Below are 25,930 nucleotides of genomic sequence, written 5' to 3'. Positions count from 1 at the left end.
GCATTCCTGCACAATTTATTCTCATGATAAAAACGTCTTAACTTTCTCTCTACTTTTTCTGGGTAAGGTCAAATAGAGAATTTTACAAAAATCTATTTTTAACTTACAATCAATTATTACAATTTTAAACCTACAACTTATGTATAACAGACTTATAGTCAAATCTTTTTCAGTATTATGCATCTGTTTATTTGCTTTATACATAACACTGCCAAATTTCTTTGATAATAAGCTTTTTATTTCGAAAAAAAGAATAAACTTAGGCCTTGACCTGAAAGGAGGGGCATCTTTGCTTTTAAACATAGACTTAGACTTCTATTTTAAGGAAAAGCTAAGCATGCTAGCTAACGAAATAAAAGAGACATTGCTAACAAAAAATATTGAATCTAACGTACAAAATAGCGTTATAACTTTAAATAATATTGATGATTATAAAAAAGCATCTGTGTTGATTAATGCGATAAATCCAAATTTAGAGCTAAATAGAAAAGATTCTTCGATTCTCATTTCGTATAAACCCCATTATAAAAATTCTTTGATCAGTGAAGTAGCTGCAGAATCAATAAACAATGTCCAGCGCCGTTTGGACAAACTTGGCACAAAGGAAGTCAGCGTTCAAAAACAAGGGCAGAATAAAATATTAGTGCAGGTGCCTGGAGTAGAAGATACCAAGCAGATAAAATCTCTGCTTGGCAAAACTGCTAAGCTAGCTTTTCATTTGGCAAACACTAACATAGCCAAGGTGCAGGATATAGACCATGAAACCACTGTCATGCTCAAGGATTCTTTAGGTAATTCTTATCCAATATTCCGCAAAACTGAAATAGGTGGTGATTCGCTGGTTAACGCATCAGTTAGATTCGGCAATTTAGGTAAACCGACAGTGCATTTTAAATTTGACAGTATAGCGAGTAAAAGATTCGCGAAAATCACTAAAGAAAATGTAGGAAAGCCTTTTGCAATTGTTCTGGATAACACAGTTTTAACAGTACCTACAATACGTGAGCCAATTTTAAATGGAGAGGGAGAAATTAGCGGTAATTTCACTGAAAAACAAGCAAGCGAACTTGCAATACTTTTAAAATCTGGAGCACTGCCAGCACCACTTAAAATAATTGAAGAAAAAAACATTGGCCCAAGTCTTGGAGAAGAATCAATAAAGGCAGGGGAAATGGCAGCAACAATCTCTATTATAGCCGTGGCTTTATTTATAATCATCACTTACGGCAAATTAGGTGTATTGGCCTCTGTTGCACTTTTTTCTAATGTAGTTCTTATATTATCAATTCTCACTCTGCTTGAAGCAACTCTAACTTTACCTGGAATTGCCGGTATTGCACTTACTGTTGGTATGGCGGTGGATGCAAATGTTTTAATATTTGAGCGAATTCGTGAGGAAATCAAATCTGGCAAGAGAGTGGAACGTGCTATTGAAGAAGGGTTTAAAAACGCTATAAAGACAATACTGGATTCAAATATCACTACATTAATTGCTGCAGGAATAATGTTCATTATTGGCAGTGGAGCAATAAGAGGCTTTTCTGTCACTCTATCAATAGGAATTTTATGTTCGATGTTTTCTGCAATCACAGTCACAAAACTCCTGATAGAGTTGTGTATGAACCCGAAGGAACTAGCGCTTTGAATTAAGGATTTAGATCTCAGTCAACCACCTTCATTCCCACAACGTTATATCCTGAATCAACGTGCAAAATTTCTCCAGTAGTGCCACTACTTAAGTCGCTTAATAAGTATAACGCTGCCTTGCCAACATCCTCTATTGTAACATTGCGTCTGAGCGGAGAGTTATTTCTATTCCATTCTGATATGGAGTGAAAATCGCTTATTCCAGAAGATGCTAAAGTTCTGATTGGACCAGCGGAAATTGCATTTACTCTGATATTTTGTGGCCCGAGATCACATGCTATATATTTTACACTTGCTTCAAGTGCCGCTTTACATAAACCCATAACGTTATAATTTGGCATAACTTTTTCAGCGCCATAATAAGATAAAGTAAGTAAACTACCACCATTTGACATCATTTTTTCAGCCCTTTGCGCTAAAGCAGTAAAAGAATAGCACGATATATGCATTGCATTGAGGAAGTTATCCAGTGAAGTATTGACATATTTACCATCTAACTCATTTTTATCGGAGAATGCTATTGCATGCACCAAAAAGTCAAGAGTACCCCATTTTTTCTCTATTATTTCGAAAGCGTTATCTATGATTTTTTCATTTGAAACGTCGCAGTGTAATATTAGCTCCACATTTAGTTCATCTGCTATTGGTGATAGTTTTTCTTTTATTATTTCATTCTGGTAGGTGATTGCAAGTTCTGCTCCGTGCTCTGAGAGAGTTTTTGCTATACCGTATGCTATTGATCTCTTATTTATTATTCCGGTTATTAATCCCTTTTTGCCTTGTAATAGACTTGTCGTCATAGAACTATCTGTTTTTTTATAATTTGGAATATTAACTAGGTAAAGTCAAGATATCACTATGTTTTAAAATATTTTTTGCAGTAACTTGAAGTCTATAAACAGTAATCTTGATTCTTCTACAACAAAGCCATTCCATATGACATTCTGCCTATACCCAATTAAGCATATTAATAAGTAAGTAAATCTTAATATAATCTTATTATACTTATAAATACGCTGTATAGAATGAAAGTATGGATGATTTCATAACTGCAAGAAGAAAAGATGATGCTGTGGTATCTGTTTGTCAGGATAATAAGAAAAAAAACGTGTTAATTTTAGGGCTCAATCAAGTTGCAAGGGATTTGTTAAAATATGAAGAGAAGAATTTGCTTAATAAGCCATTAATTAATATCTTAAGCACAAGAGCAGCTGACAACGTGAAGAATTATTTAGAGTATACCGAAAATGGACACGATTTACTTGATATACTACCTAAAGTGATAGATTTTTCCTTAATTGATGCTAAGGGAGAAGATATCAGGACAAAAGTAAAAGTTTTCCGCACTGCACAATTTGCCAGTAATAAAATAAATTATGAGCTATTAATACGTGATATCAGTTTGTCCCATAAACTAGGAATCTTTAGAGATAAATATCTAATGGGTAAAAAATATAAAAACCATGACTTATTCGATATACCGGGCAATGAGTCCACTATTCTAGAGTTATACGTTATATTAAATTTTGCCTTTCAACATCAAATTAATGCAGCTATAGGAGTGATTGGCTTAAATAGTAGCTGTAGTGAGACAAATAATGCACTGAAAGTTATCATAGAACATTTTTATAAAAATTGCCGTAGTGATGATTTTCTAGGGTATATTGATGAGAATAAAGTGCTTTTTGTTTTGATTAACTGCGATGTAAAAAGTATATCTAAAATAATTAATCGTATACATTCTGCCATTAATAAGCAGTTATTAAAGCGAAAATTACCAAGTGTATCAATAATTTATGGGAATATAGCTCAAAAACAGGCAGCAAAATCTACCAGCGGTGCCTTCTGAAAAGTTGTTTTTTATTTATATTGAGTTTAAACTTAAATTTTTATAAAGATTTAAGTTTATTTATGAAGTTAAAGTACTACCTGGTAGCACTGCTTTCATCATTGTTTTTGCAGAATAGTGCTAGCTCTAAAACAATTTTGGATAAGGAAATATTTTATGCAGAACTAGACGGAAAAATAGATTTGAGATTCGGCTACGCCTTCAACAGAGATTCTTTCAATGCTAAGCCTAAGGATAAAACTTCAAGTTATTCATACTTGCGCTTTCTTTATTTACAGCAAGTTTATCCAAATACTCAAATGGGGGTTAATGTTAAGGCAGGGGTTTCTGGTATTGCAAACCTAAAAGCGTTAGACATAGAAAAGTTAGACATGGAGGAATGGTATTTTATCATAAAAAACCAGGAACTTGGATCAATTGAATATGGTAAAAGAAGTTTAGTTGGTCAGAGCATGTTAATTAACACTTCAAAAATTTATGCAGCTGCTGGAGGAGTAAATGGTCATTGGACAAACTATGCAAATTTGCGCGGTGATCATAAAAAAGATGGTGACCCTGGATATGATCAAGACAAGGTGTTCTGGGTCAAGCCCAATATTTATAGCGATTATAATGAACTCGAACTAGGGTTAAAACAATCATCAATTAACTACATCTCCCCTGAAATCTATAACTTTCAACTCGGATTCAGTTATGTTCCAGGAAAAAATAACTTACAGTACAGCAATTTAATTGCTGCTGGCCTTTCCTATAAAAACAGCTTGTCAGATGATATAGGTTTTACTACTGCCTTAACTGGTGAATTTGCAAGAGAAAATTTAACTGATTGCTCAGATGGAACTTCTAAAAATTATGAATGCCGTAATCAATTACTGCACTGGAATTTTGGTTTGAAGCTAAAATTGTTCGATCTTGATTGCATTTTTTCGTATGGTAATGGTGGTAAATCTGGTGAGAAGCGTAATCCTGAAATAAATAATACGTATTATATGAATGCAGGTATCGCTTACCATTCTGATTCTTACAAATCAAGCTTAACATATTTTAGTAGTGGTAGGGATATTGCAGGCGAAGGTACAAACGAGTTAACATCATATGCTTTAAGCCTTGAAAATTCTCTTTTTTTAGGTACTTCATACTATTTCGATATTGTAAAGTTTAGTACAAAAGAGCCTAAAATAGAAAATAACAACTCTGGTTATGTGTTCTTGGCTGGACTGAAATTAAGTTTTTAATATTGCCTCCTTCCAACACTCTTTTCTGTCATCCAAGGTAACCGTTCACAGATTTCCACTTAATTTTTCAATCTCACTCATGGAGAGGCCAGTAAACTGACCTTACCCAGAAAAAGTGGAGAGAAAGAAAAGAGTTTTTTTGGGTAAAATAAAATTTTGGAGGATTAGAAATGGTAAGAGAATATACGGCAGAATTCAAATTGGAAGCTGTTAAACTGGCAAATGAACAAAGAAAGGCAGGTCAAACAATTACAAAAATAGCAAGAGATTTAGGAATAAAGGGTGGTTTATTAGGAAAATGGATGAAGAAATATAACGAAAAAAAGTCAGCGGCAAATGCATTTCCAGGTAGAGGTAACATGGCTCCTTACGACAAAGAGAGGTTTGATTTACAAAGCAAGAGTAACAAGGGAAAGAGACATTTAAAAAAAAGCCCTGGCCAGTCAAAAAGAGTAAAATATTTTTTTATATAGTAACTGCTATAAAGTACAGGAATTATGTAGGATTTTCTGCTAGTGGCTACTATAAGTGGACCACAAGAAAAATAAGCAGTAGAGAATCAGCAAATAAAGAGCTACTCGAAGCTATTCAAAAAATATATCAAGTTTCTAAATGTAGATATGGAGCTCCTAAAATTCATGCTGAATTGAAGGCTTTGGGTAAAAGTTGCAATTTGAAAACGGTGCAAAGTATTATGCAGAAAAATGACATCAGGGCTATACTGAGAAGAAAGTTTAAAATTAAAAAACAACAAACAGATAATAGAGCTGTAGCTCCCAATATACTAGATCAAAACTTTATTGTTGATCAACCAAATAAAGTATGGGATTACTTACATCAAAACCAAGGAGGGATGGCTATATTTGGCAGCAATAATTCTCACGTATGGTAGTTAATGAGTAGTGCAATAAATAAACAATTGGTTATGAACTCTTTATTAATGGCCATTAATAGGCGTAAACCTGTTAAAAATCTACTGCTGCACAGTGACCAAGGTTCACAATATACTGCGCAAGGGTATCAATATCTCTTAGCTGTAAAGAATATAGATGAGTAATAAAGGCTGTTGTTACGACAATTCTGTTGCAGAAAGCTTCTTTAGCTCATTGAAAAGAGAAATACTTATTGATACTTCACAACACTCTGCTCAACAAACTAGAACTGCAATATTTGAATACATAGAAATTTTTTATAACAAACAACGTCACTATTAACTATTGCATTCCAGAACAATTTGATGCATCATTCTTTTTGTAAAAAACATTCCACACTTTCTCTCCACTTTTTCTGGGTAAGGTCACTGACTCAATACCCAGTCAATATCCTTTCCACCAGTTCTTTTACTGCCGGTACGTAGCCATTCTCATAAAATGGATCTTGCTTAAATTTGTACACATTGTGCCCGGAAAACATGAGTTCGTTCTCAATATCACCATCGTGTATAACGTTTTGCAGTGTTTTTTGTATGCAAAAACTACGCGGATCTGGCTTTCGTCCTGTTGAATGGTCACCATGATCTTTCCAATTGCTAAACAAACAATGGCTCAAACATCCCATACAATTGATTTGATCTTCTCTTATTTGTTTAAATTTATCTGGCGTCACAAAAATAACAGTTGAATCTGGGGTTTTCATTGCTTCTGTGTACCCTGCTTTAGTCCATGTATTTGCCAGTTCTTTGTCTTTTGCAGTAAGGTAGATCTTCCTACCTCTGCTACCCATTGCAAATTCACTATTGGATTCTTCGCTGGCATTTTCTGAAAAATTTACTTGATGTAATTTTCGTTCCTGTAACTCACGTATAAAATTATTCCTCACCGCAGATGAGTAAAACCCTGTTGGACTGAATTTATTTAAAAATACATCACCTTCTTCTAAAGTGAGTAGCTTCTTTTTCCACTCTGCAGAAATTGGGCTTTCTTTCGTCAAAAGTGGACGAGTGCCAAACTGAAAAGCTATTGGTCCAATTTGCAGATTGTCAAACCAATGTTCCCAATCTTTCAAATGCCACACTCCTCCTGCCATAACAATTGGTGTTTCTGAAAGACCGATCTCGTTCATGAAAGATCTAAGCTCTGCAACTCTTTCAAATGGAGCCTGTGGTAGCTCTGGGTCTTCACTGTTACTCAGTCCATTGTGCCCTCCAGCAAGCCATGGATCTTCATACACTACTCCACCAAGCAAATAGGAAGATATTCTTTGGTAAGCACGCTTCCATAATGCTTTAAAAGCACGCACCGATGAGATAATAGGGTAATAATAAACCTGATATTTAGCTGCAATTTCTCCAAGCCTATAAGGCATACCAGCACCGCAGGTAATACCATGAATCAAACCTTTCGCTCCTTCTAATATGCCATGAAGTACGCGTTCTGCTGCTCCCATCTCCCAAAGTACATTCATGTGTATTCTTCCATGACCTTTTGATATTTCATTTGCTATTCTTGCCTGACTAATTCCAGCTTCAATACTATACTCAATCAATTCACTATGCTTTTCATTTCTTGTTTTGCCTTTATAAATTAGTGGCACTAACTCGCCATTATCATCAATAAGCTTAGCATTTGCACCAGAAAATGTACCCACAGCATCTGCTGCAGCAAATGCTCCGCTTGATCTCCCATCACTAACTGCAATGCCTTTACCACCTTCGATGATTGGCCACACTTCCTTTCCTGAAATTACTATCTTTTTTATCTTATTTTTCAAAACTTCCTCGCAATCTTTCACTCTATTTTACTTAATTACTAAAAAAATGATAGCTGTTTATTTTTTCTTGTATCATTAAAGCTTCTGTAGCTACTCATGCTGTTGTAGTTTGAGAGCAGTTCCCATCGGAAGGGTGTCATTCCAGTGCTTGACACTGGAATCCAGTTTTTGATCAAAAATGTTGCTATAGTGCACAATCAATTTTCCTGGATCCCAGTGTCTGGGCACTGGGATGACACCATAGGGGGCTACTTGGATGACAGGGGAGGGAGGCTGCTGGGATCCTGACAACCGTCATCCCGCTGCTTGTTAGCGGGATCTAGAGATACCGCGGCGGTATGACGTAGAGCTACGTGTTTAGGTTTAATGAATCCACTATATCTTTTACTTGAGAAAAAACATACTCTTTGCTTACACTGGTATCGATAATAAAGTCACTCATCTTCCTTTTCTCCTCAATAGATAACTGAACATCGGAGATTAGATTAAGCTTTTCTTTATCTATGTTGCGTTCGTTAAGTCTTTGAGCTTGCACAACGCTATCTGCATGAACAAAAACAATAAGGTCGCAATATAAATAAAATTTTGTTTCTAATAGAAGTGGCACATCTAAAACTAAAAGTTTTCTATCGATCTTTTTTTCCTTGGCAATAAAAAATTCTAATTCACGCAGCACAGCAGAGTGAACCAAAGATTGAAATTGTTTCCAATTTTCATCGTAGGCTAAGAAATATTTAGACAGTACTGTTCTATCTATTTCACCATTTACTACCACTCCAGGAAAATTTTTCTCTGCATAACTTATTATGCTTTTATCCACTTTATAAAGTTGGTGTACAACAGAATCAGCATCAAATACAACAGCACCAAACTCTTGAAAGCAATTAGCTACAAAGCTCTTTCCTACCCCAATTCCGCCTGTTAGACTTATAATCATATAACAAAATACATTCGACTTCTTTTGAAACTATAGCTAAGGTTTCTCTATATATATTAACTAGATTTTCTAGATCTCAGTGTCAAGCACATAACTATACGAACATTGCAATTTGTAGGTGGTGTTATTCCAGTCTGGAATCTAGCTTTTATGTTGTATAGTGCACAATCAATTTTCCTGGATCCAAGTAGTCAGGGCTACTTGGATAACACCCTACTTAACCGTCATACCGCCGCGGTATCTCTTAGCCACTAACACGTAGCGGGATGACGATTGTCGATAAATCTAAGTTACTTTAGCAACAGTTATTCTCCACTAAATTACTCTGAATTTTGGTTATATTATTTGCGGATTTCACTGCTGAAATCTCAAATTTTGAGCTTGTGTTCAAAAATGATTCAACTGACCTGCCAAAAAAATCATATCTCCATCCCTTGAATAATTTATCTGTCTGTCCAGATATTGACCCGGTTAACTCATCTTTTGAAGAAACTAATTTCCTTGATATGTTACTTTCTTTACATTTACTATCTAAAATAATTGAGAGTATATCAAGTACAGATTTGTCATAATTACTCGATAAGGTGTTGTTTTGCTGCATCCAATTTCTCTCATTTTCATTAAAAATATTCACAAACTCTAGTAAATCCGCATCTTTTATATTTTTTGTATTCCTCTTGAGATCATCTAAAATCTCATCAACATGCTCTACATTTTTTTCAATAAAATCAGCTATTACAGCATTATTGATTATTTTATTACGGTTCATATTATAGCGCTGTGCTAAGGTTTCTTGCCACTCACTAACTGCTTTAACAGTTAGTATCAATCTTGGATTTACTTCATAATTAAATTTAATCCTCTTCCATGCATCTTTTGGGCTATGTAAATACTTATTTATATCAACTATTGATTCCATCTCTTCTTGAAACCAACCCATCCTATTATTTTCTTCAAGTTTATTGCACAATATTTGGTATAGGTCATATAGGTGTACCACGTCGTTTACTGCATAATCTAACTGATCTTCGGACAACGGACGCCTTAACCAATCTGAATTTTTAGCTTTAATTTTATCCAGTGCTATTCCTTGATATTGCTCCACTACTTTTGAGTAACCAATAAAGTCATGATAATAATGACAAAACATAGCAGCAACTTGGGTATCAAAAATGGGAGTGGGAATACATTTAAACACAGTGAGTAAGGATTCTATATCCTGCCGGCAGCTATGAAACACTTTGGTTATCCCCTGATTTAGCATTATTTTCTTAATGAATGATAAATCAATTTCTGGCACTAATGCGTCTACAATAAAACTCTTCTCTCCGTAAGAAATTTGAATTAACGATAATTTTGGGTAGTAGATTAAATTATTTCTAATGAACTCCGTGTCAACTGCTATAAATTTCGGCTTTTTTGCTATTAACTCTTCACATGTATTCTCCAGTTCTGATGTTGTACTAATTAGCATATATTTTTTATTCAGTGGATTTATTTTATAATTTATATTAAATTTTTGCAATTAATGACTTCTTGCAGAACTTTCTATCACTCATTGGCATCACACAAATAGCCTTTTCCATCCCAATCCCAGTGCTTCCTTCTCCTGTCATCCCAGTGCCCTGACTACTTGGATCTAGCAAGCTTTGCTTGCAAATAAGTCTAATACGCGTCGCGTTTTATGCCAAAACACAATTGGAGTTACATGCAAAATAGATCCCAGACTGGGATGACAAAAAAAGGAGCACTGGGATGACAGCAGTCCTACGTCATACCGCCGCGGTATCTCTAGATCCCGCTAACAAGTAGCGGGATGACGATTGTCGTTTAGCTATAAATATTAAGAAATTTACCAAATAAAAAAAAAGGCAAAAGAAGCCCTGGGGTTATTATCCGCTTTAAAATATTGGCGTTTTTTATGTTTTAAACGCTTGACAAGCAAGATTAAGCTGCTTTTAATTGCAACTAACTTACGCTGCAAATGTTTAAGAAATTTACTAAGCAGAAAAAAAGACAAAGAATCCCCGAGTTAGCTAGTCTTTTACTATCTCTGTCGAGTATTGGCATTTTTTGATGTCTTGTAACGCTTTATAAGCACGTTCAGCTTATTTAGATAAAAATCTAGATGTAGATGAAGTTTTGTAAAGACATACAGTATCTATATACTGCAAAAAATTGAACATAAGACGCCGATACATTAAGTAATCCTTACCTTTTAATCTGCAGATTGGCGAAAGCAAATACAATAGCTTCACTATCATGATAAGGGAGCTGGCGAAGGGTGTCAAGTAAGTTTTTCGTTTCTATAGCTACTACCACGATTGTATAGGTAATTCTTCACTTATAATAATGATTCAAGCCTTCAGCTCCTCAAACACTTCACTTGCTCTATTTAAAACAGAATCAGGAAAACCAGCAAGTTTTGCTACATGTATTCCATATGACTCATCTGCAATGCCTTCAATTACTTCATGTAGAAAAATAACCTCTCCGTTCCACTCTCTTATTTTTACACAAAAACATTTCACGTTCTTCAAGTATTTGCTTACTTTAGTTAATTCATGATAATGAGTTGCAAAAATGGCGCGGCACTTATTTACATTGTGAATATGTTCAATCACCGCCTGTGCAATAGATAATCCATCATACACCCCTGTGCCCCTACCAATTTCATCAAGTATCACCAAGGAACGGTCCGTTGCCTGATTTACTATCGTTGCTGTTTCGATCATCTCTACCATGAAGGTAGAATAACCAGCTGTTATATTATCCGTTGCGCCAACCCTGCTGAATATCTTGTCAATCACTCCAATATGTGCACTCTCTGCTGGCACAAATGACCCCATGTGAGCTAAAATTGCAATGAGAGCGTTTTGCCTCAAGAAAGTGCTTTTTCCAGCCATATTAGGACCAGTAATTAGATGTATACCAGCTAAATTGATGCTATTTGCAATGAATTTATCGTTAACTTCAACCACTGGATGTCTTCCGCTACAGATATTGAACTCTTTGCTGTCATCAATAATGGGTTTTACGTAATTATTTTGCACTGCAAGCTCTGCAAATGCGGTTCTAATATCAAGTTTTGCCAAAGCATTTGCAGCAAGAGCAATTTTTTCAGATTCTTTAGCGACTTCACTACACAGTTCACTAAAAATTTTCATTTCTAAGCCGATTGCAGCATCACGTGCCGTAAGAATTTTATTTTCTAGTTCTTTCAATTCATTAGTAGTGTAGCGCATGCTATTTGCTAAGCTTTGCCTATGAATAAATATATCCGAAGTTATTTTGTGATTTGCCGACACTTCAACGTAATAACCAAGTATGTTGTTGTGTAATATTTTGAGTGCGGCAATGCCAGTAAGATCGCGATAAGATTCACGGAGCTTAGTTACCAACTTGTTACTGTTGTTCAATATATAAGATAACTCAGATAATTCTGAGTTGTATTTTGAGTGAATAAATCCTCCTTCTTTCACGGAACTGAGGTTATTATCGAGTATAGCACTATTTAACAGTTCAAATAGGTCTTTATGATTGCCAAGGCTTTTATGTATTGTGCTTAGTTCACTCTCGTCTGATTTTACTGTTATTCCAGCGCGTGACGCTGGCTGGATCTCAGTTTGGATGACATATTGTTGTGGGAGAGATCCATTTTCACCTGATTCAATTTTACATAAGAACTCAGACAATTCTAAAGTCTTTCCTAGGCCTATTTTCAATAGGTTCATATCCTTTGGTGAACCACGCCCTAGTATTAAGCGCGATAAAGACCTTTCAATATCCGGAATGTTAGATAATATCTCTCGTATTTTTCTGCGTGAATCATGATTATTTACAAAAAATTGAGCGGTGCTGAGCCTCAAATTGATTGCCTTGGAGCAAGCAAGGGGTGAAGCGAGCATTTGTTTGAGCAGGCGTCCACCAGAAGCTGTAACTGTATGATCAATAACTGAAATTAGTGAACCTTTCTTTTCACCAAATTGAGTTGAAAACAACTCAAGATTTCTCCTTGCTGAAGCATCAATAAGCATGAAATTTTGTTGCTTATAGGTTTTTGGGAATTCAAGCCTTGGAATAGAGCCCCTTTGTGTTACTCTGACATATTCAAGCAGTGCACCACACGCCATGATTTCTACTTTGCTGAAATTTCCTATACTCCCAAGTTCCCTGATTTTATAAAACTCGCATAATGTTCTGTGAGATTTACTATACTCAAAAAAGCTCTGTGCGTGTTGCGTAATTGATATTTTATAATTTTTTAAAATCGATCTAATTTTTTCATCCTCAGTGAATTTTTCAGAAATTAATAATTCTCTTGGTGATATACGCAATAAATCACTATCTAGAGCTTTCAAACTCGTTAAAGTGTGAAAAAATTTTCCCGTCGATAATTCAAGCCAACTAATAGCATATTCGTCATTTTGTTCAACTATGGATGCGAGATAATTATTGCTTTTATCCTCCAGTAGTGAATCTTCTATAATTGTACCTGGAGTTACAACTCGCACTACATCACGTTTTACTATGGATTTATAGCCCCTCTTTTTTGCTTCATCAGCAGTTTCTAATTGATCACAGATTGCTACTTTGAATCCTAAATCTATTAGCTTGTGCAGGTAAGATTCACTACTGTGTGCTGGCACTCCACACATTGGTATTTCTTGCCCACACGAATTACCTCTCTTAGTGAGCACTATATTCAGCAATTTCGCAGCTTTAATAGCATCATCGAAAAACAATTCATAAAAATCTCCTAGCCTATAAAATAGCAGATGATCTTTGTATTGAGCTTTCAGGTTCAAATACTGCTCCATCACAGGGGTGTTTTTTTCTTTTACGAAGCTCATAATATTTTTTAATATATTGTATTGATAAACGTTATTATAGATTATATTGCACATGTGAATAACATAAATTTTAAATAGGTGTATAGAGGGGAAAATTTAAAACAATTAAATTTCTTGGATCCAAGTAGTCAGGACACTTGGATGACATAAAGAGTAGGAGTATTTGATGACAAAAAAACAAAAACACAGTTGTCATTCCAGCGCGTGACGCTGGAATCCAGAATATCCTAATTACAAGGTTTATTATTTAGTTTGAAAAATACTATAGCTTTTTCTATGTAAGTTGTGGCCCCTTTTTACCATTTGCGACAGTTGTATCATCAACAGATATTTCAGAGCTAACAGTGCTAATAGTTTTTTCTATCGCTTTAGCCTGTTCATAGTCTTGACTCAAAAAATACATGGCCAGTCCAATAGCTATACTAGCAACAAGAGAAGATGCTATCATTACACCTAGTATCATACCACCAGAAAGACTTACTGCAACACACACACCAGCTCCAAGTACAACACCAAGAAAACCACCAATTATTACGCCAGGCACCAAACTGCCTACCATAGCGCTTTCTTTTTTCGTATTAGCTTGTTTTTTCATACTTCTAAGAAACTCCTAAGAACCTTCTTCATCTATCGGCTCCTCTTTCATTAGTATATAACCAAATTCCTTTGCTTTTTTAGTCAAATTTTTGACTACTCTCTCTTTGTAGAGTGTTTCATAATAGTTCATTCCTTTTTCTACATATTCTTGTCCATATTTTAGCATATTATAAAAAATACATGCTAATTTCCTTGCTGTAGCAGTGATCGCTTTTGGTATCCCTAGTCGCTTCTTTAACCTCCTGCAGTATGCACCAAGTGCAGTGTTGCTTCTTGATACACAATGAGCAGCAAGTAGCAAGGCAGTTGCAGCACGATTAACAACTTTACGAGTTCTTGTTCCAATAATTTTCCCTCCTGTAATTTTATTAGCAGGACTTAATCCGAGTCAGGAAGAAAAATGCTTTTCTGTCCTCCATTTATTGTGATTTATACCTGTTTCTGAAATGATAGCCTGTATACTTAATACATCAAGTCCTGGAACTCTAGTAAAATCCATCCCCGTTATTCGATATAAATCTTCATCTACGGCAAAATCTGGACTATTCTTCTGTTTTCTCTTTCGTGTCTTATTCAATGCCCTGTTCTCATTCGACTTTGTTTCAAATGTTTTATAGTAATTTTCTATACTTTTATCACATCCCGTTATTTGCTCTTGAAAAAAAGTATATGCTGCATATTCTTGTTTTAGCACAAACAAGTGTTCCTCTCTATAATCACCAGCTAACGCTTTTGCTATAGTAGACTGATCATTTTTTATTCGTGCATCCCTGAATTTAGCCAATTTCTCAGGATCTCTTTCGCCTTCAATTATAGCTTCAATGATTTTCATACCAGTTATCCCAGTAATATGACTAATAACCTTGTGTAATTGAATATTCATTTGAATTAGCGCTTTTTGCATACGTTGAGTATGTTTAGCTGCATTTTCAATTAGATTAGCACGTTGTCTAACGTAACTACGCAGTACACACATTTGATTATCCGGTCTAAATGATCCTTGAAGCAGTCCATAGCTGTGCAATTGTTGCAGCCATTGACAATCTTGAACATCAGACTTTCTACCAGGCACATTTTTGACATGTCGCGCATTTACTAATTTTACTTCAAATTTATGTGATTCTAATATTTGAAATAAGGGAATCCAATATACTCCAGTTGACTCCATGGCTACAGTTCTAACCTGACACTTTTTTAACCACTTTGCTAAGTTGTGTAGATCTACTGTAAAGCACCCAAATTTTTGGATACGTTGTTCATCTCTTCCTTCAGGTACACATACATAATGTACAGTCGAGCCAATATCAATCCCTGCTGCATCAAGGTTTATTGTTTTTAATTTACTTTTTGCTTCTGCCATATAAAATCCCTCCTATATTATTATGATAAGAAGCACTTCAGCTTGGGACGGTTAGGTTATACAATCTTCTAAACGAGGTAGCCCAAAAAGAACTCCATCAATGGTTTTACCATTTCCCCCAAAACCATGCTTTCAAACGGGCATTTATAGCACCATTGATTGTTTCGGTTATAGCTGCAGAAGCGCTTCTTCATAACACTATACCCAAAGAACATAAAGTAAAGAGGGAGTTTCTTTTTGGTTTTACAGATTTTATCTGTTCTGGGCTTTTAATAAGCACTTCTTTTGTTTTTCCTTGAGCTAAATCTGAAGGAATTTTATTATCCGCGTTTTGTATCAAAGGATTTGCACTATATGTAACAAGCAGGGTGGTTATTTCTTCAGTTTTATTACCTATAACTGCATGATGTAGTAATGTATTTCCCTCTTCATCTTTAAAGTTTATATGAGTACGAAATTCTTCATCTAGATTTCTTATTGGGTTGTTTTTTGCATATATCCCAGATTGTATTGCTCCATCTAAGTATTGTATTACTTGTTCTAGTGATTGCTCGCCAGGATTTTGTATAAAATGAAGCAGAATTTCGTGTACTATCGCTTCCTTTGTAGTTTGTGGGCATTGTAAAGCGTAATTAAATGTCTGTGTAGTAATAACTTCTTCTTTTCTTTTTTTAAGAACAACCCTTAAATCTTCAATCGCCTTTTCACCATCTTTTATTCCAAGAATTATTGAATCCAAATTATTTATCATGCTATCCTCCTTGGTTTGATTGCATTACTCATTAATAAATAATATAATAAATCCTGCTAAAAGTCAAGCAATTAATTAATAAGTTAATATAATCCTCCAAAAGGAGCTCCTTACTTTTTGTTCAGCATGTCCATTGGATCAGACTCTTTAAGCTTGCTGTTTGCTGAATTTATTCATCGCAATAGCTACAATGTGCTATCGAAGTTCTCTGTAATCTTAGTTGGTTCTTCTAGAATATTCAAAATATCAGTTGCACAATAAACCCGATCTCTCTTTCCTTGAGAAGTTTGTGAAACGATGCCTAAATCTTCAAGCTTTACGATTGCTCTTTGGGCTGTTGTAAATACGACACCTAAGTTTTCAACCACTTTCCTTATAGTAAAGTAAGGGTTTAAAGACTACTAACTAAATCATTGTCCCATTCAAATTTTGGTGGCAAGGGGCTTGGTATAAATGCCTGATAACCAGCGAATACTTTGCCTGATGGTGATCCTTTAATATACATTCATTCAACCTAGCACACTATTTTTATAGTATATATTATTTTCAAATAAAGTCAAAAATGAAAATAAGGCTTTATCTTATTTGCGTGCATGAAAATAAGAAACTCTCTTATTATTGATTTTGCTCAAAAACGAAAATAGAAGAAGCTGCTGAACTTTATATATCCTGTTTTTCTGGAGAACTGCTATAAAACTTCTGAGTGAAGTCACTTAATTTTTACACATCTATTGTAGAGTAAGAAGAACCGAATTTGAAACAAAAATGCTAACTGATGCTTGGACTTTACTGACACTTACACTACTTGAAACTATACTTAGTGTAGACAATTTAATCTTTATTTCTCTAGCAATAGATAAGGTACCAAATGCGCTGAGAGAAAGAGTGCGCCTTATGGGCCTTGGATTAGCACTATTAATGCGTTTTGTAATACTATTTTTTACATCATCTATATTGTCAATGCAAAAACCTATATTTCACACTGCATCAGCAAGGGATTTACTTATGATCGCAGGGGGATTATTCCTTATTGTTAAGAGCTCTATGGAGTTACGGGATGACATCTTTGTATGTAAGAAAAATAAAAAGAAAGCAAACGTTAAATCAAAATTTTTTTTAGTTGTGCTACAAATTATATTAATAGATTTAGTTTTTTCGGTTGATTCGATATTAACTGCTATAGCACTAACTTATAACATGGTAATAATTGCTACAGCATTTACATTTTCCATGCTAGCAATGCTGTTTTTATCAAGTTATACCGCCCAGTTAATCAAATCTAACCCAGGGTTAAAAATAATCGCCATTTTATTTATTTTACTTGTCGGTGTGTACCTCATACTTCATGGATTTCATATAGAATTACCAAAAGGATATTTGTATTCTTCATTTATGTTTGCACTGCTTGTGGAAATTATAAGCAAAATAAAGAAAATTAACCGTCATACCGCGATTCATTCGCGGTATCTCTAGATCCAGCTAACAAGCAGCGGGATCTTTTTGATTTACTCCCACTCAATAGTTGCGGGTGGTTTAGAAGTGATATCATAAACAACTCTATTTACTCCGGGAACATTATTAACAATTATACTGCCGACATTGCGTAAAAAATCCCAAAATACTAGCAAGTGTTGATCCTTATCTTCAAATGGAAATGCATCGGCTGTCATACCATCAGATGATGTTACAGCCCTTAAAGCACAAACATATCCATACGTACGACCATCTCCCATAACGCCTACAGTTTTTATTGGTAATAATACAGCAAAAGCTTGCCATATCTTATCGTATAGATCGTAATTTTTCATCGTATTAATATATATTTCATCTACTTCTTGCAATATTTGCACCTTTTCTTTATCGACTTCACTTATAATCCTCACTGCAAGTCCGGGTCCAGGAAATGGATGTTGAAATATTATCTCATCTGAAAGCCCAATTTCTTTTCCAAGTAGCCTTACCTCATCTTTAAAGAGGTAACGTAAAGGCTCCACTAACTTCAGATTCATCTTTTCTGGCAACCCACCAACATTATGGTGAGACTTAATTGTACTAGTGTTGTCTGAGGCATGCCCTGACTCAACTACATCAGAGTAGATGGTACCTTGCATCAAAAAATCCACATCACCTATTTTTTTTGCTTCTTCTTCAAACACTTCAATAAAAGTGTTACCGATAATTTTTCGCTTTTCTTCTGGATCAGTTATTCCCTTCAACCTACTCAAAAATAAATTTGATTTATCAACGTAATTTATCGGAATCTCTTTCAACATAGCGATGGTTTGGTTCTTGCGTAACAACCCAGTATCGATAAAAATACAGTTCAATTGTTTTCCTATAGCTTTATGTGTGAGAGCCGCTGCAACGCTTGAATCAACCCCACCACTTACTGCAGCGATTACTTTTTTCTCTCCTACTACATTTTTGATTTTTTCCTTTTGCTCCTCAATAAACGACTTCATTGTCCAGTCTCTTTTGCAATTTGCAATATCCAAGAAGTTAGAGAGCAATTTACTGCCATTTGTTGTGGGCTTAACCTCAGGATGGAACTGAGTACAGTAAATCTTCCGCTGTTCGTTGACAATCATTGCAATTGTTTGATTTATCACACCTGATGCGATAACAGTAAATCCCTGTGGTATAGTATCAACACTGTCCGCATGGTTCATTAATACATCCACTTCAGAATTAACATCCCAGGTATCCTTTACAATGGGGGATTCTTTTAGTATCTTGATTTTAGTTCTACCAAACTCCTGTTTGAAACTCTCTTTTACTTTTGCTCCAAAATAATGACAAATGAGTTGCTGTCCATAGCATATTCCAAGTATAGGAACGCTTGTTGCCTCATTAAGTTTTATAATTTCATGTACTACTCTACTTGTTTCAGAACAATCATCATTTACAGATTGTGGTCCTCCAGAGAGAATAAACCCATTGAATTTTGATATTGTTTCAAAACTGATGTTGCTTGGAAATATCTCACAATAAACACCCATTCCTCTTACTTGTCTTGCGATAAGCTGTGTAAACTGTGAACCAAAATCAATAATGGCAATTGCTGACAATTTGCTCCTCCATATTATTTAAAATGATATCTGATAATAAAGAAAATAATGGAGTAAGTAAACCAAGACCTGTTTAAAAGCTTTAACGCGTGGTACAAGTTAGCTATATAGCTAATTTTCCTACACCATACCGCTGCGGCGCTAACTAGTAGCGGAATGACAGCAATCTACGTCATACCGCCGCAGTATCTCAGCCGCTAACAAGAGATCCCGCTAACAAGCAGCGGGATGACGAGGTATAAACTTTATCGTCATGCCACCGCGAACCGTCATACCGCGATTCATTCGCGGTATCTCGGCCGCTAACAAGTAGCGGGATGACGATTGTCGTTTAGCCATAAATGTTTAAGAAATTTACCAAATGAAAAAAAAGGCAAAAGAAGCCCCGTAGTTGGCTAATTACTTACATTATACTTTCAAGTATGGCGTTTTTTTATTCTAAACGCTTAATAACCGCGACTCAGCTGCTTTTAAATGCAACTAACCTTAGCTATAAATGTTTAAGAAATTTACTAAACAGAAAAAAAGGCAAAAGAAACCCTAGGGTAGCTAGTTATTCACTATCCATTTTTTAAGTTGGCGTTTTTTTATGTTTTAAACGCTTTATAAGCGCGTTTCAGCTTATGTAGGTAGAAGTTTTATAAAGACATAAGGTGCACATAGTGCAAAAAATTAAACATGAGACGCCAGATACGTGAGTTTTTTTGTCATTTAATCTGTACAGAGAAGATAAATAAATAGCTTCAATTTTATGATAAGAGGGCTGGCGGAGTTTGTCAAGGAAGTTTTTTCGTTTCTATTCCCAATAAAAGTGCGTTATATGGTTATGCAAGAAGTCTATTTACCCATTTGCTTAACTTTCTCTCTACTTTTTCTGAGTAAGGCCGCTATTGGCATGACAGACATTCATCGTAGTCAATATCTGTTTTTTGTTGCAATATTTCACTTTTTTTGAATATGTCATGCGAGACCTTATCGGCTCTCTGCATTGATTGTGATCTGCAGTAATATAAGCTCTTCAATCCTTTTTTCCAAGCAAGCATGTGTATTTTGTGCAAGTAACGTTTATGTACGTTGGCAGGTAAGAACAGATTTACTGATTGAGATTGACAAATATACGAAGTTCTATTACTTGCATGTTCTATAATCCATCTTTGGTCAAGCTCGTACGCTGTTTTAAATGTCAATTTTTCATGCTCACTAAGAAAATCTAAATGCTGAACGGAACCCTCGTTTGTTGAAATTGAAGACCATATTTTATCATTGTCTTGATTTTTTTCTGCTAATAGTTTTTGCAAGAATTTATTTCGCACTACAAATGAGCCTGTAAGTGTCTTTTGTATGAATACGTTTGCTGCGTATGGTTCTATTCCAGGGGAGGTATTACCTGCAATAATGGAGATCGAGGCAGTAGGAGCAATAGCGAGTTTGTGTGTAAACCTTTCCATTAGATCAACTTCTTTGGCATCAGAACATGCTCCCTTTTCTTCTGCTAATTTTTTAGAAACTATATCTGCTTGCTCGCGTAAATACTTAAATATTTTTTTATTCCATTGTTGTGCTGTTACTGATTCAAAAGGAACCATTTTGCTTTGTAAAAATGAGTGAAAGCCCATCACACCAAGACCAATACTGCGTTCTCTGGCTGCAGAATATTTTGCTCGCTGCATTTCATTCGGTGCTTTATTTATGAAATCTTCCAATACATTATCAAGAAAGCGCATTATATCTTCTATGAAGAGTTTATTGTCTTTCCATTCTTCGTAGTACTCAAGGTTTACGGATGATAGACAACACACAGCAGTGCGTGACTTATTCAGGTGATCATAACCTGTGGTTAAAGTTATTTCACTGCATAGATTTGACATCTTGATGTCTAAGTTGAGCTTTTTGTAAGATTCTGGCTTATTGTTATTTGTTGCATCAAGGAAAATAATGTAAGGTTCTCCAGTTTCAACTCTTGCTGTTAATATTTTGATCCATATATCCCGCGCTTTTACAGTTGAAATAACCTTATTGTTGTGAGGGCTTATTAAATTCCATTCTTGATCATTCTCAACAGCCTGCATAAATTTATCTGTTACTATTACAGCATGATGTATATTTAACGCTTTGCGATTTGGGTCACCGCCTGTTGGCTTGCGTAAATCTAGAAACTCTTCTATCTCCGGATGAGATACAGGAAGGTAGACTGCTGAACTTCCTCGCCTTAGGGATCCCTGACTAATTGCAAGCGTTAGAGCATTTTGCACTACAATAAATGGAACAATTCCTGATGTTTTGCCGCTACCCTTTACGCTTTCGCCTATTGAGCGTAAATTTCCCCAATAACTACCTATGCCTCCTCCACGTGCAGCAAGCCAAACATTTTCGTTCCATAGATCAACTATTCCCTGCAAGCTGTCTTCGGTTTCATTAAGAAAGCAAGAGATAGGTAACCCTCTCTTAGTGCCACCATTGCTGAGTATTGGTGTTGAAGGCATGAACCACAAGTTGCTCATGTAGTCATAAAGACGCTGCGCATGTTCTTTATTATCAGAATAGTAATTAGCAATACGTGCAAAGAGGTCTTGATAACTTTCATTTTCTATTAAATACCTGTCTGATAGAACTGCTTTTCCAAAGTCGGTTAATTTGCTGTCCTTTGCGTAATTAATGGTAATGTTATTCATAAAGTTCCTTTTATTCTTTTATTATATATAGGTACTTAAAAGTCATTTTGAGCGATTTTTAAGTTAGGTTTTTCGGATTTTTTTGTTGATGCTGTAATGCAAACAAGATACCGTCAACCTGACTGCCATATATTTTACAGTAACTCATATAACTTATTTGCATATTTATTTCTTTTGCAACATGTTGAACATAACTTTCTGAGTGACGAAAATAGTCTCCTTTGTTTACAAAGTCAATACCTTCACCTTCCTTTCTTCTTATTAAACATACAATAACTCCTTTTTTGCTCGTAGATCTTTTTGCTAATTCCAACTCTTCTTGAAAGTCATGTAGATAATGTAGCACTTCAGCAAAGATAATTACATCATACTGCTGGTTTTTCTCTTGTTTAAGAAACTCTTTCATTTCCATATGTATTAATTCATTGTAAACAGGCTTACCTTTTATAAAGCATCCTCTTGCGATATTTAGCATTCTACTTGAAATGTCAATTCCTGTTATATGGTTTCCAATACTATTTATTTTCAAGAAATGACCACATATTCCAGTTCCACAACCAAGGTCGAGTATATTGAGCTCAGAAGTGGAGTTGTTGAAGATTTTTGTAATTATCATGTGTACAAGTTCATGCCCTCTATATTGTTTGGCAATCAACCAATGCTCAACAAAATATTCACCTGTGTAATCAAAATATTGTCTTATGAGGTTTTTTGGCAATTCTGTAATAGGCGCTGAGTTTGTCATTTTTTTTATATAGTAAGACGCCTCCTCGTGGTCATTATCTGATTTTAGTGCCCTTGTTAAATAATTATAAGCTTTGTTAGTATTCCCTACCGCAAAATGACACCTTCCGATGTTATACCAGACTATAGGTAAATGGGGGTAAAATATGCTAATTAACCAAAATCGTAACTTTGCATCTGATATGCTACCTTTATAAAAGTGATATAAACCGATTTCAATGTTGGTGTTTAACAGGTTCTTAGATTTTTTAAGAAGCACTGTCATTTCTTTATGAAGAGTATTATATTTATTCACAATGAAGTGTTTTACTTTCTTAATATTTAATACGCCAATGAGCTTAGACATACAATTTAAAGCAACGTTTTTTATAAAAGAGAGATTACTTTTCATACGTTAGAAATACTCCGAATGTTTATTATCATTTTTAGGCAATTGATTTTAACACATTTTATCTTACAAAATATCTTTTTTATTAATTTTTACTGTATATATAAGTTTACCACATATTTCTCAGATTATACTGTTTAGGATTGCTAGTATATTGTTGTTGATAATATAAGTAAATGTTTTGTGCAAAAAGGCGTTGACATATTATTTATTAGGTTATAACATATAAAAGATTAATTTAGTTTTTAGATGTTTGACAAGTTTTATGGTAGAGATTAATTTAATCTCAATTCAATTTTAATAATATTTAACTCTGCATATTCTGCATATAGTCGGATAAATAAATTATTAAGAGCACTTGATGGATGCCTTGGCGTTAAGAGGCGATGAAGGACGTGGCAGGCTGCGATAAGCTGTGGGGAATTGTCAACAAATTTTGATCCGCAGATTTCCGAATGGGGAAACCCAACTAGTTTAGCTAGTTATTACGTACTAAGTATGTAAAGCAAACTTGGTGAACTGAAATATCTAAGTAGCCAAAGGAAAAGAAATCAACCGAGATTCTGTTAGTAGTGACGAGCGAAAGCGGAAAAGGCTAGTGATTTAAGAATAAGAATTAGAATACTCTGGAAATAGTAACCATAGAAGGTGATAGTCCTGTATAAGTAGAAATTTTTTAAATCCTTGAGTAGAGCGGGGCACGTGAAATCCTGTTTGAATATGGGGGGACCATCCTCCAAGCCTAAATACTCCTTAACGACCGATAGTGAACAAGTACCGTGAGGGAAAGGTGAAAAGAACCCCGGGAGGGGAGTGAAATAGAATCTGAAATCAAGTGCTTACAAACAGTTGGAGCTCTATATCAATTTATTGATATTTAGAGTGACAGCGTACCTTTTGCATAATGGGTCAGCGAGTTAATCTATGAAGCAAGCTTAAGCCGTTAGGTGTAGGCGTAGCGAAAGCAAGTCTGAATAGGGCGTTTTAGTTTTATGGATTAGACCCGAAACCAAGTGATCTAGTCATGACCAGATTGAAGGTGTGGTAAAACACACTGGAGGATCGAACCAGTTAATGTTGCAACATTATTGGATGAGTTGTGATTAGGGGTGAAAGGCCAATCAAACTTGGAAATAGCTGGTTCTCCGCGAAATCTATTTAGGTAGAGCGTTGTATGTATGTTGTTGGGGGTAGAGCACTGGATAGACTAGGGGGATTCACCGTCTTACCAAATCTAACTAAACTCCGAATACCAACAATTAATTATACAGCAGGCACACTACGGGTGCTAAGTCCGTGGTGAAGAGGGAAACAACCCAGATCACTATCTAAGGTCCCAAAATTACAGCTAAGTGGGGAAGGAAGTAGAAAAACCATTACAGCTAGGAGGTTGGCTTGGAAGCAGCCATCCTTTAAAGAAAGCGTAACAGCTCACTTGTCTAAATAAGTTTTTCTGCGCCGAAAATGTACCGGGGCTAAAGCTGTATACCGAAGATGTGAGTGCTTATTGATTTCGATCAATAGGCGCGGTAGCGGAGCGTTCCGTAAGTCTGTGAAGGTGGTTTGTGAAAACTGCTGGAGATATCGGAAGTGAGAATGCTGACATAAGTAGCGTAAAAGAGTGTGAAAAACACTCTCACCAAAAATCTAAGGGTTCCTACGTTAAGTTAATCTGCGTAGGGTTAGTCGGTTCCTAAGGCGAGTCCGTAAAGGAGTAGTCGATGGCAATTAGGTTAATATTCCTAAACCTCTTAAGTGTGACGGGTTTCGTATTTGTATAGATCTTATTGGATTGATCTATGCTTAAAAGAAGCTCCAGGAAATAGCACTTATATTTATGAGGCCGTACCGCAAACCGACACTGGTGGATGAGTAGAGTATACTAAGGTGTTGAAAGAATGATGTTGAAGGAACTCGGCAAATTATACCTGTAACTTCGGAAGAAGGGTAACCTGCTTTTAGGCAACTATGAGTAGGTGGCACAAAATAGGGAGTAGCGACTGTTTACTAAAAACACAGGACTCTGCAAACACGTAAGTGGAAGTATAGGGTCTGACGCCTGCCCGGTGCTGGAAGGTTAATAGGAAGGGTGCAAGCTCCGAATTGAAGCCCCAGTAAACGGCGGCCGTAACACTGACGGTCCTAAGGTAGCGAAATTCCTTGTCGGGTAAGTTCCGACCCGCACGAATGGCGTAACGATTTCTCCACTGTCTCCAACATCACTTCAGCGAAATTGAATTCCCCGTGCAGATGCGGGGTACCCGCGGTTAGACGAAGAGACCCCGTGCACCTTTACTATAGCTTTACATTGCTATTAAAAGTGTGATGTGCAGGATAGGTGGGAGACTTTGAAGTTATGGCGCTAGCTATAATGGAGTCAACCTTGAGATACCACCCTTTACACTTTTGATATCTAACTATGTTTCATTATCTGGAACTAGGACATTGTATGGTGGGTAGTTTGACTGGGGCGGTCGCCTCCTAAAAAGTAACGGAGGCGTGCGAAGGTAAGCTAGAGCTGGTCGGAAATCAGCTTGATAGTATAATGGCATAAGCTTGCCTGACTGCGAGGCTGACAAGCCAAGCAGAGACGAAAGTCGGTCATAGTGATCCGGTGATTCTGTATGGAAGGGTCATCGCTCAACGGATAAAAGGTACGCCGGGGATAACAGGCTGATGGTGTTCGAGCGTTCATAGCGACGACACCGTTTGGCACCTCGATGTCGACTCATCACATCCTGGGGCTGAAGAAGGTCCCAAGGGTTCGGCTGTTCGCCGATTAAAGTGATACGTGAGTTGGGTTTAGAACGTCGTGAGACAGTTCGGTTTCTATCTGCCGTGGGTGAAGGAAATTTGAGAAGGTCTGACTCTAGTACGAGAGGACCGAGATGGATATACCTCTGGTGTACCAGCTGTTATGCCAATAGCATCGCTGGGTGGCTATGTATAGATGGGATAATTGCTGAAAGCATATAAGCAAGAAACCCTCTTCAAAAAGATTTCCCAATTAAGGCCGTGGAAGACTACCACGTTGATAGGCTAGGTGTGGAAGCATGGTAACATGTGAAGCTAACTAGTACTAATAGCCTGATTGATTTATTTGCTTTCTATATGTGTGTA

At 35.9% G+C, this 25,930-nt stretch carries 18 protein-coding genes, 1 rRNA gene and 2 pseudogenes; 6 read left to right on the top strand and 15 right to left on the bottom strand.

What is annotated here, in order from left to right:
• Positions 1 to 21: 21 nt before the first annotated feature.
• The gene (locus tag OOK90_RS04085) at positions 22 to 303 is read right to left on the bottom strand and encodes a hypothetical protein (RefSeq protein ID WP_039964338.1); all 282 of its coding nucleotides are present in this window, start codon (positions 301 to 303) and stop codon (positions 22 to 24) included.
• Here OOK90_RS04085 and secD point away from each other — a divergent pair.
• Entirely contained in the window at positions 203 to 1,645 is a 1,443-nt protein-coding gene (gene secD / locus OOK90_RS04080; RefSeq protein WP_458693999.1) for a protein translocase subunit SecD, read from the top strand. The two genes, OOK90_RS04085 and secD, sit on opposite strands and share 101 nt — an antisense overlap.
• Positions 1,646 to 1,661: 16 nt before the next feature.
• Here the strand turns inward: secD and OOK90_RS04075 are convergent, their stop codons facing one another.
• Entirely contained in the window at positions 1,662 to 2,447 is a 786-nt protein-coding gene (locus OOK90_RS04075; RefSeq protein WP_006280349.1) for an enoyl-ACP reductase FabI, read from the bottom strand.
• Positions 2,448 to 2,680: 233 nt separating this feature from the next.
• Here OOK90_RS04075 and OOK90_RS04070 point away from each other — a divergent pair, with 233 nt between their 5' ends.
• The 3 genes and pseudogenes from OOK90_RS04070 (at position 2,681) to OOK90_RS06745 (ending at position 5,988) form a co-directional block, all read left to right on the top strand.
• Positions 2,681 to 3,496, top strand: coding sequence for a PAS domain-containing protein (locus tag OOK90_RS04070; RefSeq protein ID WP_010962355.1), 816 nt, complete (start codon positions 2,681 to 2,683; stop codon positions 3,494 to 3,496).
• A gap of 62 nt (positions 3,497 to 3,558) precedes the next feature.
• Positions 3,559 to 4,731, top strand: a complete 1,173-nt coding sequence (locus tag OOK90_RS04065; protein WP_264705760.1) for a porin — start codon at positions 3,559 to 3,561, stop codon at positions 4,729 to 4,731.
• 170 nt (positions 4,732 to 4,901) lie between these two features.
• Positions 4,902 to 5,988: pseudogene (locus OOK90_RS06745) on the top strand (IS3 family transposase).
• A gap of 48 nt (positions 5,989 to 6,036) precedes the next feature.
• Here OOK90_RS06745 and OOK90_RS04040 read toward each other — a convergent pair.
• The 10 genes and pseudogenes from OOK90_RS04040 to OOK90_RS03995 form a co-directional block, all read right to left on the bottom strand.
• Positions 6,037 to 7,440 carry an NAD(P)H-dependent flavin oxidoreductase gene (locus OOK90_RS04040; protein ID WP_138265073.1) on the bottom strand — a complete coding sequence of 468 codons (1,404 nt, stop codon included), beginning with the start codon at positions 7,438 to 7,440 and terminating at the stop codon, positions 6,037 to 6,039.
• Positions 7,441 to 7,530: 90 nt separating this feature from the next.
• Positions 7,531 to 7,731 carry a hypothetical protein gene (locus OOK90_RS04035; protein WP_209473407.1) on the bottom strand — a complete coding sequence of 67 codons (201 nt, stop codon included), beginning with the start codon at positions 7,729 to 7,731 and terminating at the stop codon, positions 7,531 to 7,533.
• Positions 7,732 to 7,789: 58 nt separating this feature from the next.
• Positions 7,790 to 8,377: a dephospho-CoA kinase gene (gene coaE, locus OOK90_RS04030; RefSeq protein ID WP_006280338.1), complete on the bottom strand. Its 588-nt coding sequence runs from the start codon at positions 8,375 to 8,377 to the stop codon at positions 7,790 to 7,792.
• A gap of 295 nt (positions 8,378 to 8,672) precedes the next feature.
• Positions 8,673 to 9,851 carry a ribonuclease D gene (locus tag OOK90_RS04025; RefSeq protein WP_010962422.1) on the bottom strand — a complete coding sequence of 393 codons (1,179 nt, stop codon included), beginning with the start codon at positions 9,849 to 9,851 and terminating at the stop codon, positions 8,673 to 8,675.
• Positions 9,852 to 9,888: 37 nt separating this feature from the next.
• Positions 9,889 to 10,023: a hypothetical protein gene (locus OOK90_RS04020; RefSeq protein WP_010962423.1), complete on the bottom strand. Its 135-nt coding sequence runs from the start codon at positions 10,021 to 10,023 to the stop codon at positions 9,889 to 9,891.
• A gap of 711 nt (positions 10,024 to 10,734) precedes the next feature.
• Positions 10,735 to 13,230 carry a DNA mismatch repair protein MutS gene (gene mutS / locus OOK90_RS04015; RefSeq protein ID WP_095742633.1) on the bottom strand — a complete coding sequence of 832 codons (2,496 nt, stop codon included), beginning with the start codon at positions 13,228 to 13,230 and terminating at the stop codon, positions 10,735 to 10,737.
• Positions 13,231 to 13,504: 274 nt separating this feature from the next.
• Positions 13,505 to 13,825 (bottom strand): hypothetical protein, encoded by a 321-nt coding sequence (locus OOK90_RS04010; RefSeq protein ID WP_264373863.1) that lies wholly within the window; start codon positions 13,823 to 13,825, stop codon positions 13,505 to 13,507.
• A 15-nt stretch (positions 13,826 to 13,840) separates the two neighbouring features.
• Positions 13,841 to 15,187, bottom strand: a pseudogene (locus OOK90_RS04005) (IS110 family RNA-guided transposase).
• A 190-nt stretch (positions 15,188 to 15,377) separates the two neighbouring features.
• Positions 15,378 to 15,938 carry an ankyrin repeat domain-containing protein gene (locus tag OOK90_RS04000; protein ID WP_264705759.1) on the bottom strand — a complete coding sequence of 187 codons (561 nt, stop codon included), beginning with the start codon at positions 15,936 to 15,938 and terminating at the stop codon, positions 15,378 to 15,380.
• A 185-nt stretch (positions 15,939 to 16,123) separates the two neighbouring features.
• A complete protein-coding gene (locus OOK90_RS03995) occupies positions 16,124 to 16,306 on the bottom strand; it encodes a hypothetical protein (protein ID WP_006279522.1) in 183 nt (60 codons plus the stop codon).
• 397 nt (positions 16,307 to 16,703) lie between these two features.
• On the opposite strand from OOK90_RS03995, the gene OOK90_RS03990 reads away from it, so the two are divergent.
• Positions 16,704 to 17,411: a TerC family protein gene (locus OOK90_RS03990; protein WP_038199715.1), complete on the top strand. Its 708-nt coding sequence runs from the start codon at positions 16,704 to 16,706 to the stop codon at positions 17,409 to 17,411.
• Positions 17,412 to 17,443: 32 nt separating this feature from the next.
• On the opposite strand, the gene guaA is transcribed toward OOK90_RS03990, so the two are convergent.
• The 3 genes from guaA to OOK90_RS03975 all read right to left on the bottom strand — a co-directional run bounded on the left by guaA (position 17,444) and on the right by OOK90_RS03975 (position 22,813).
• A complete protein-coding gene (guaA, locus tag OOK90_RS03985) occupies positions 17,444 to 19,006 on the bottom strand; it encodes a glutamine-hydrolyzing GMP synthase (RefSeq protein ID WP_010962427.1) in 1,563 nt (520 codons plus the stop codon).
• An 887-nt stretch (positions 19,007 to 19,893) separates the two neighbouring features.
• Positions 19,894 to 21,678 (bottom strand): ribonucleoside-diphosphate reductase subunit alpha, encoded by a 1,785-nt coding sequence (locus OOK90_RS03980; protein WP_209472729.1) that lies wholly within the window; start codon positions 21,676 to 21,678, stop codon positions 19,894 to 19,896.
• A gap of 58 nt (positions 21,679 to 21,736) precedes the next feature.
• Complete coding sequence (locus OOK90_RS03975; RefSeq protein ID WP_264705758.1) at positions 21,737 to 22,813, bottom strand: methyltransferase domain-containing protein; 1,077 nt, start codon at positions 22,811 to 22,813, stop codon at positions 21,737 to 21,739.
• A gap of 335 nt (positions 22,814 to 23,148) precedes the next feature.
• Between OOK90_RS03975 and OOK90_RS03970 the strand changes: the two genes are divergently transcribed.
• A 23S ribosomal RNA gene (locus OOK90_RS03970) occupies positions 23,149 to 25,914 on the top strand.
• Positions 25,915 to 25,930: the final 16 nt, after the last annotated feature.

Origin of the sequence: Wolbachia endosymbiont (group A) of Ancistrocerus nigricornis (genome assembly GCF_947250785.1) — a bacterium.
In the GTDB taxonomy this organism is placed as follows: Bacteria; Pseudomonadota; Alphaproteobacteria; order Rickettsiales; family Anaplasmataceae; genus Wolbachia; species Wolbachia pipientis.
The sequence above is the reverse complement of the archived record's forward strand: the minus strand, read 5'-3'. Positions and strand labels throughout refer to the sequence as shown.

Bases quoted from the DNA above. Each gene is read 5' to 3' on its own strand.
- OOK90_RS04065 (WP_264705760.1), top strand. From the start codon at position 3,559: ATGAAGTTAAAGTACTACCTGGTAGCACTGCTTTCATCATTGTTTTTG.
- coaE (WP_006280338.1), bottom strand. From the start codon at position 8,377: ATGATTATAAGTCTAACAGGCGGAATTGGGGTAGGAAAGAGCTTTGTA.
- OOK90_RS04075 (WP_006280349.1), bottom strand. From the start codon at position 2,447: ATGACGACAAGTCTATTACAAGGCAAAAAGGGATTAATAACCGGAATA.
- OOK90_RS04070 (WP_010962355.1), top strand. From the start codon at position 2,681: ATGGATGATTTCATAACTGCAAGAAGAAAAGATGATGCTGTGGTATCT.
- OOK90_RS04010 (WP_264373863.1), bottom strand. From the start codon at position 13,825: ATGAAAAAACAAGCTAATACGAAAAAAGAAAGCGCTATGGTAGGCAGT.
- OOK90_RS04085 (WP_039964338.1), bottom strand. From the start codon at position 303: ATGTTTAAAAGCAAAGATGCCCCTCCTTTCAGGTCAAGGCCTAAGTTT.
- OOK90_RS03980 (WP_209472729.1), bottom strand. From the start codon at position 21,678: ATGAATAACATTACCATTAATTACGCAAAGGACAGCAAATTAACCGAC.
- mutS (WP_095742633.1), bottom strand. From the start codon at position 13,230: ATGAGCTTCGTAAAAGAAAAAAACACCCCTGTGATGGAGCAGTATTTG.
- OOK90_RS04000 (WP_264705759.1), bottom strand. From the start codon at position 15,938: ATGATAAATAATTTGGATTCAATAATTCTTGGAATAAAAGATGGTGAA.
- OOK90_RS04025 (WP_010962422.1), bottom strand. From the start codon at position 9,851: ATGCTAATTAGTACAACATCAGAACTGGAGAATACATGTGAAGAGTTA.
- OOK90_RS03975 (WP_264705758.1), bottom strand. From the start codon at position 22,813: ATGAAAAGTAATCTCTCTTTTATAAAAAACGTTGCTTTAAATTGTATG.
- OOK90_RS03990 (WP_038199715.1), top strand. From the start codon at position 16,704: ATGCTAACTGATGCTTGGACTTTACTGACACTTACACTACTTGAAACT.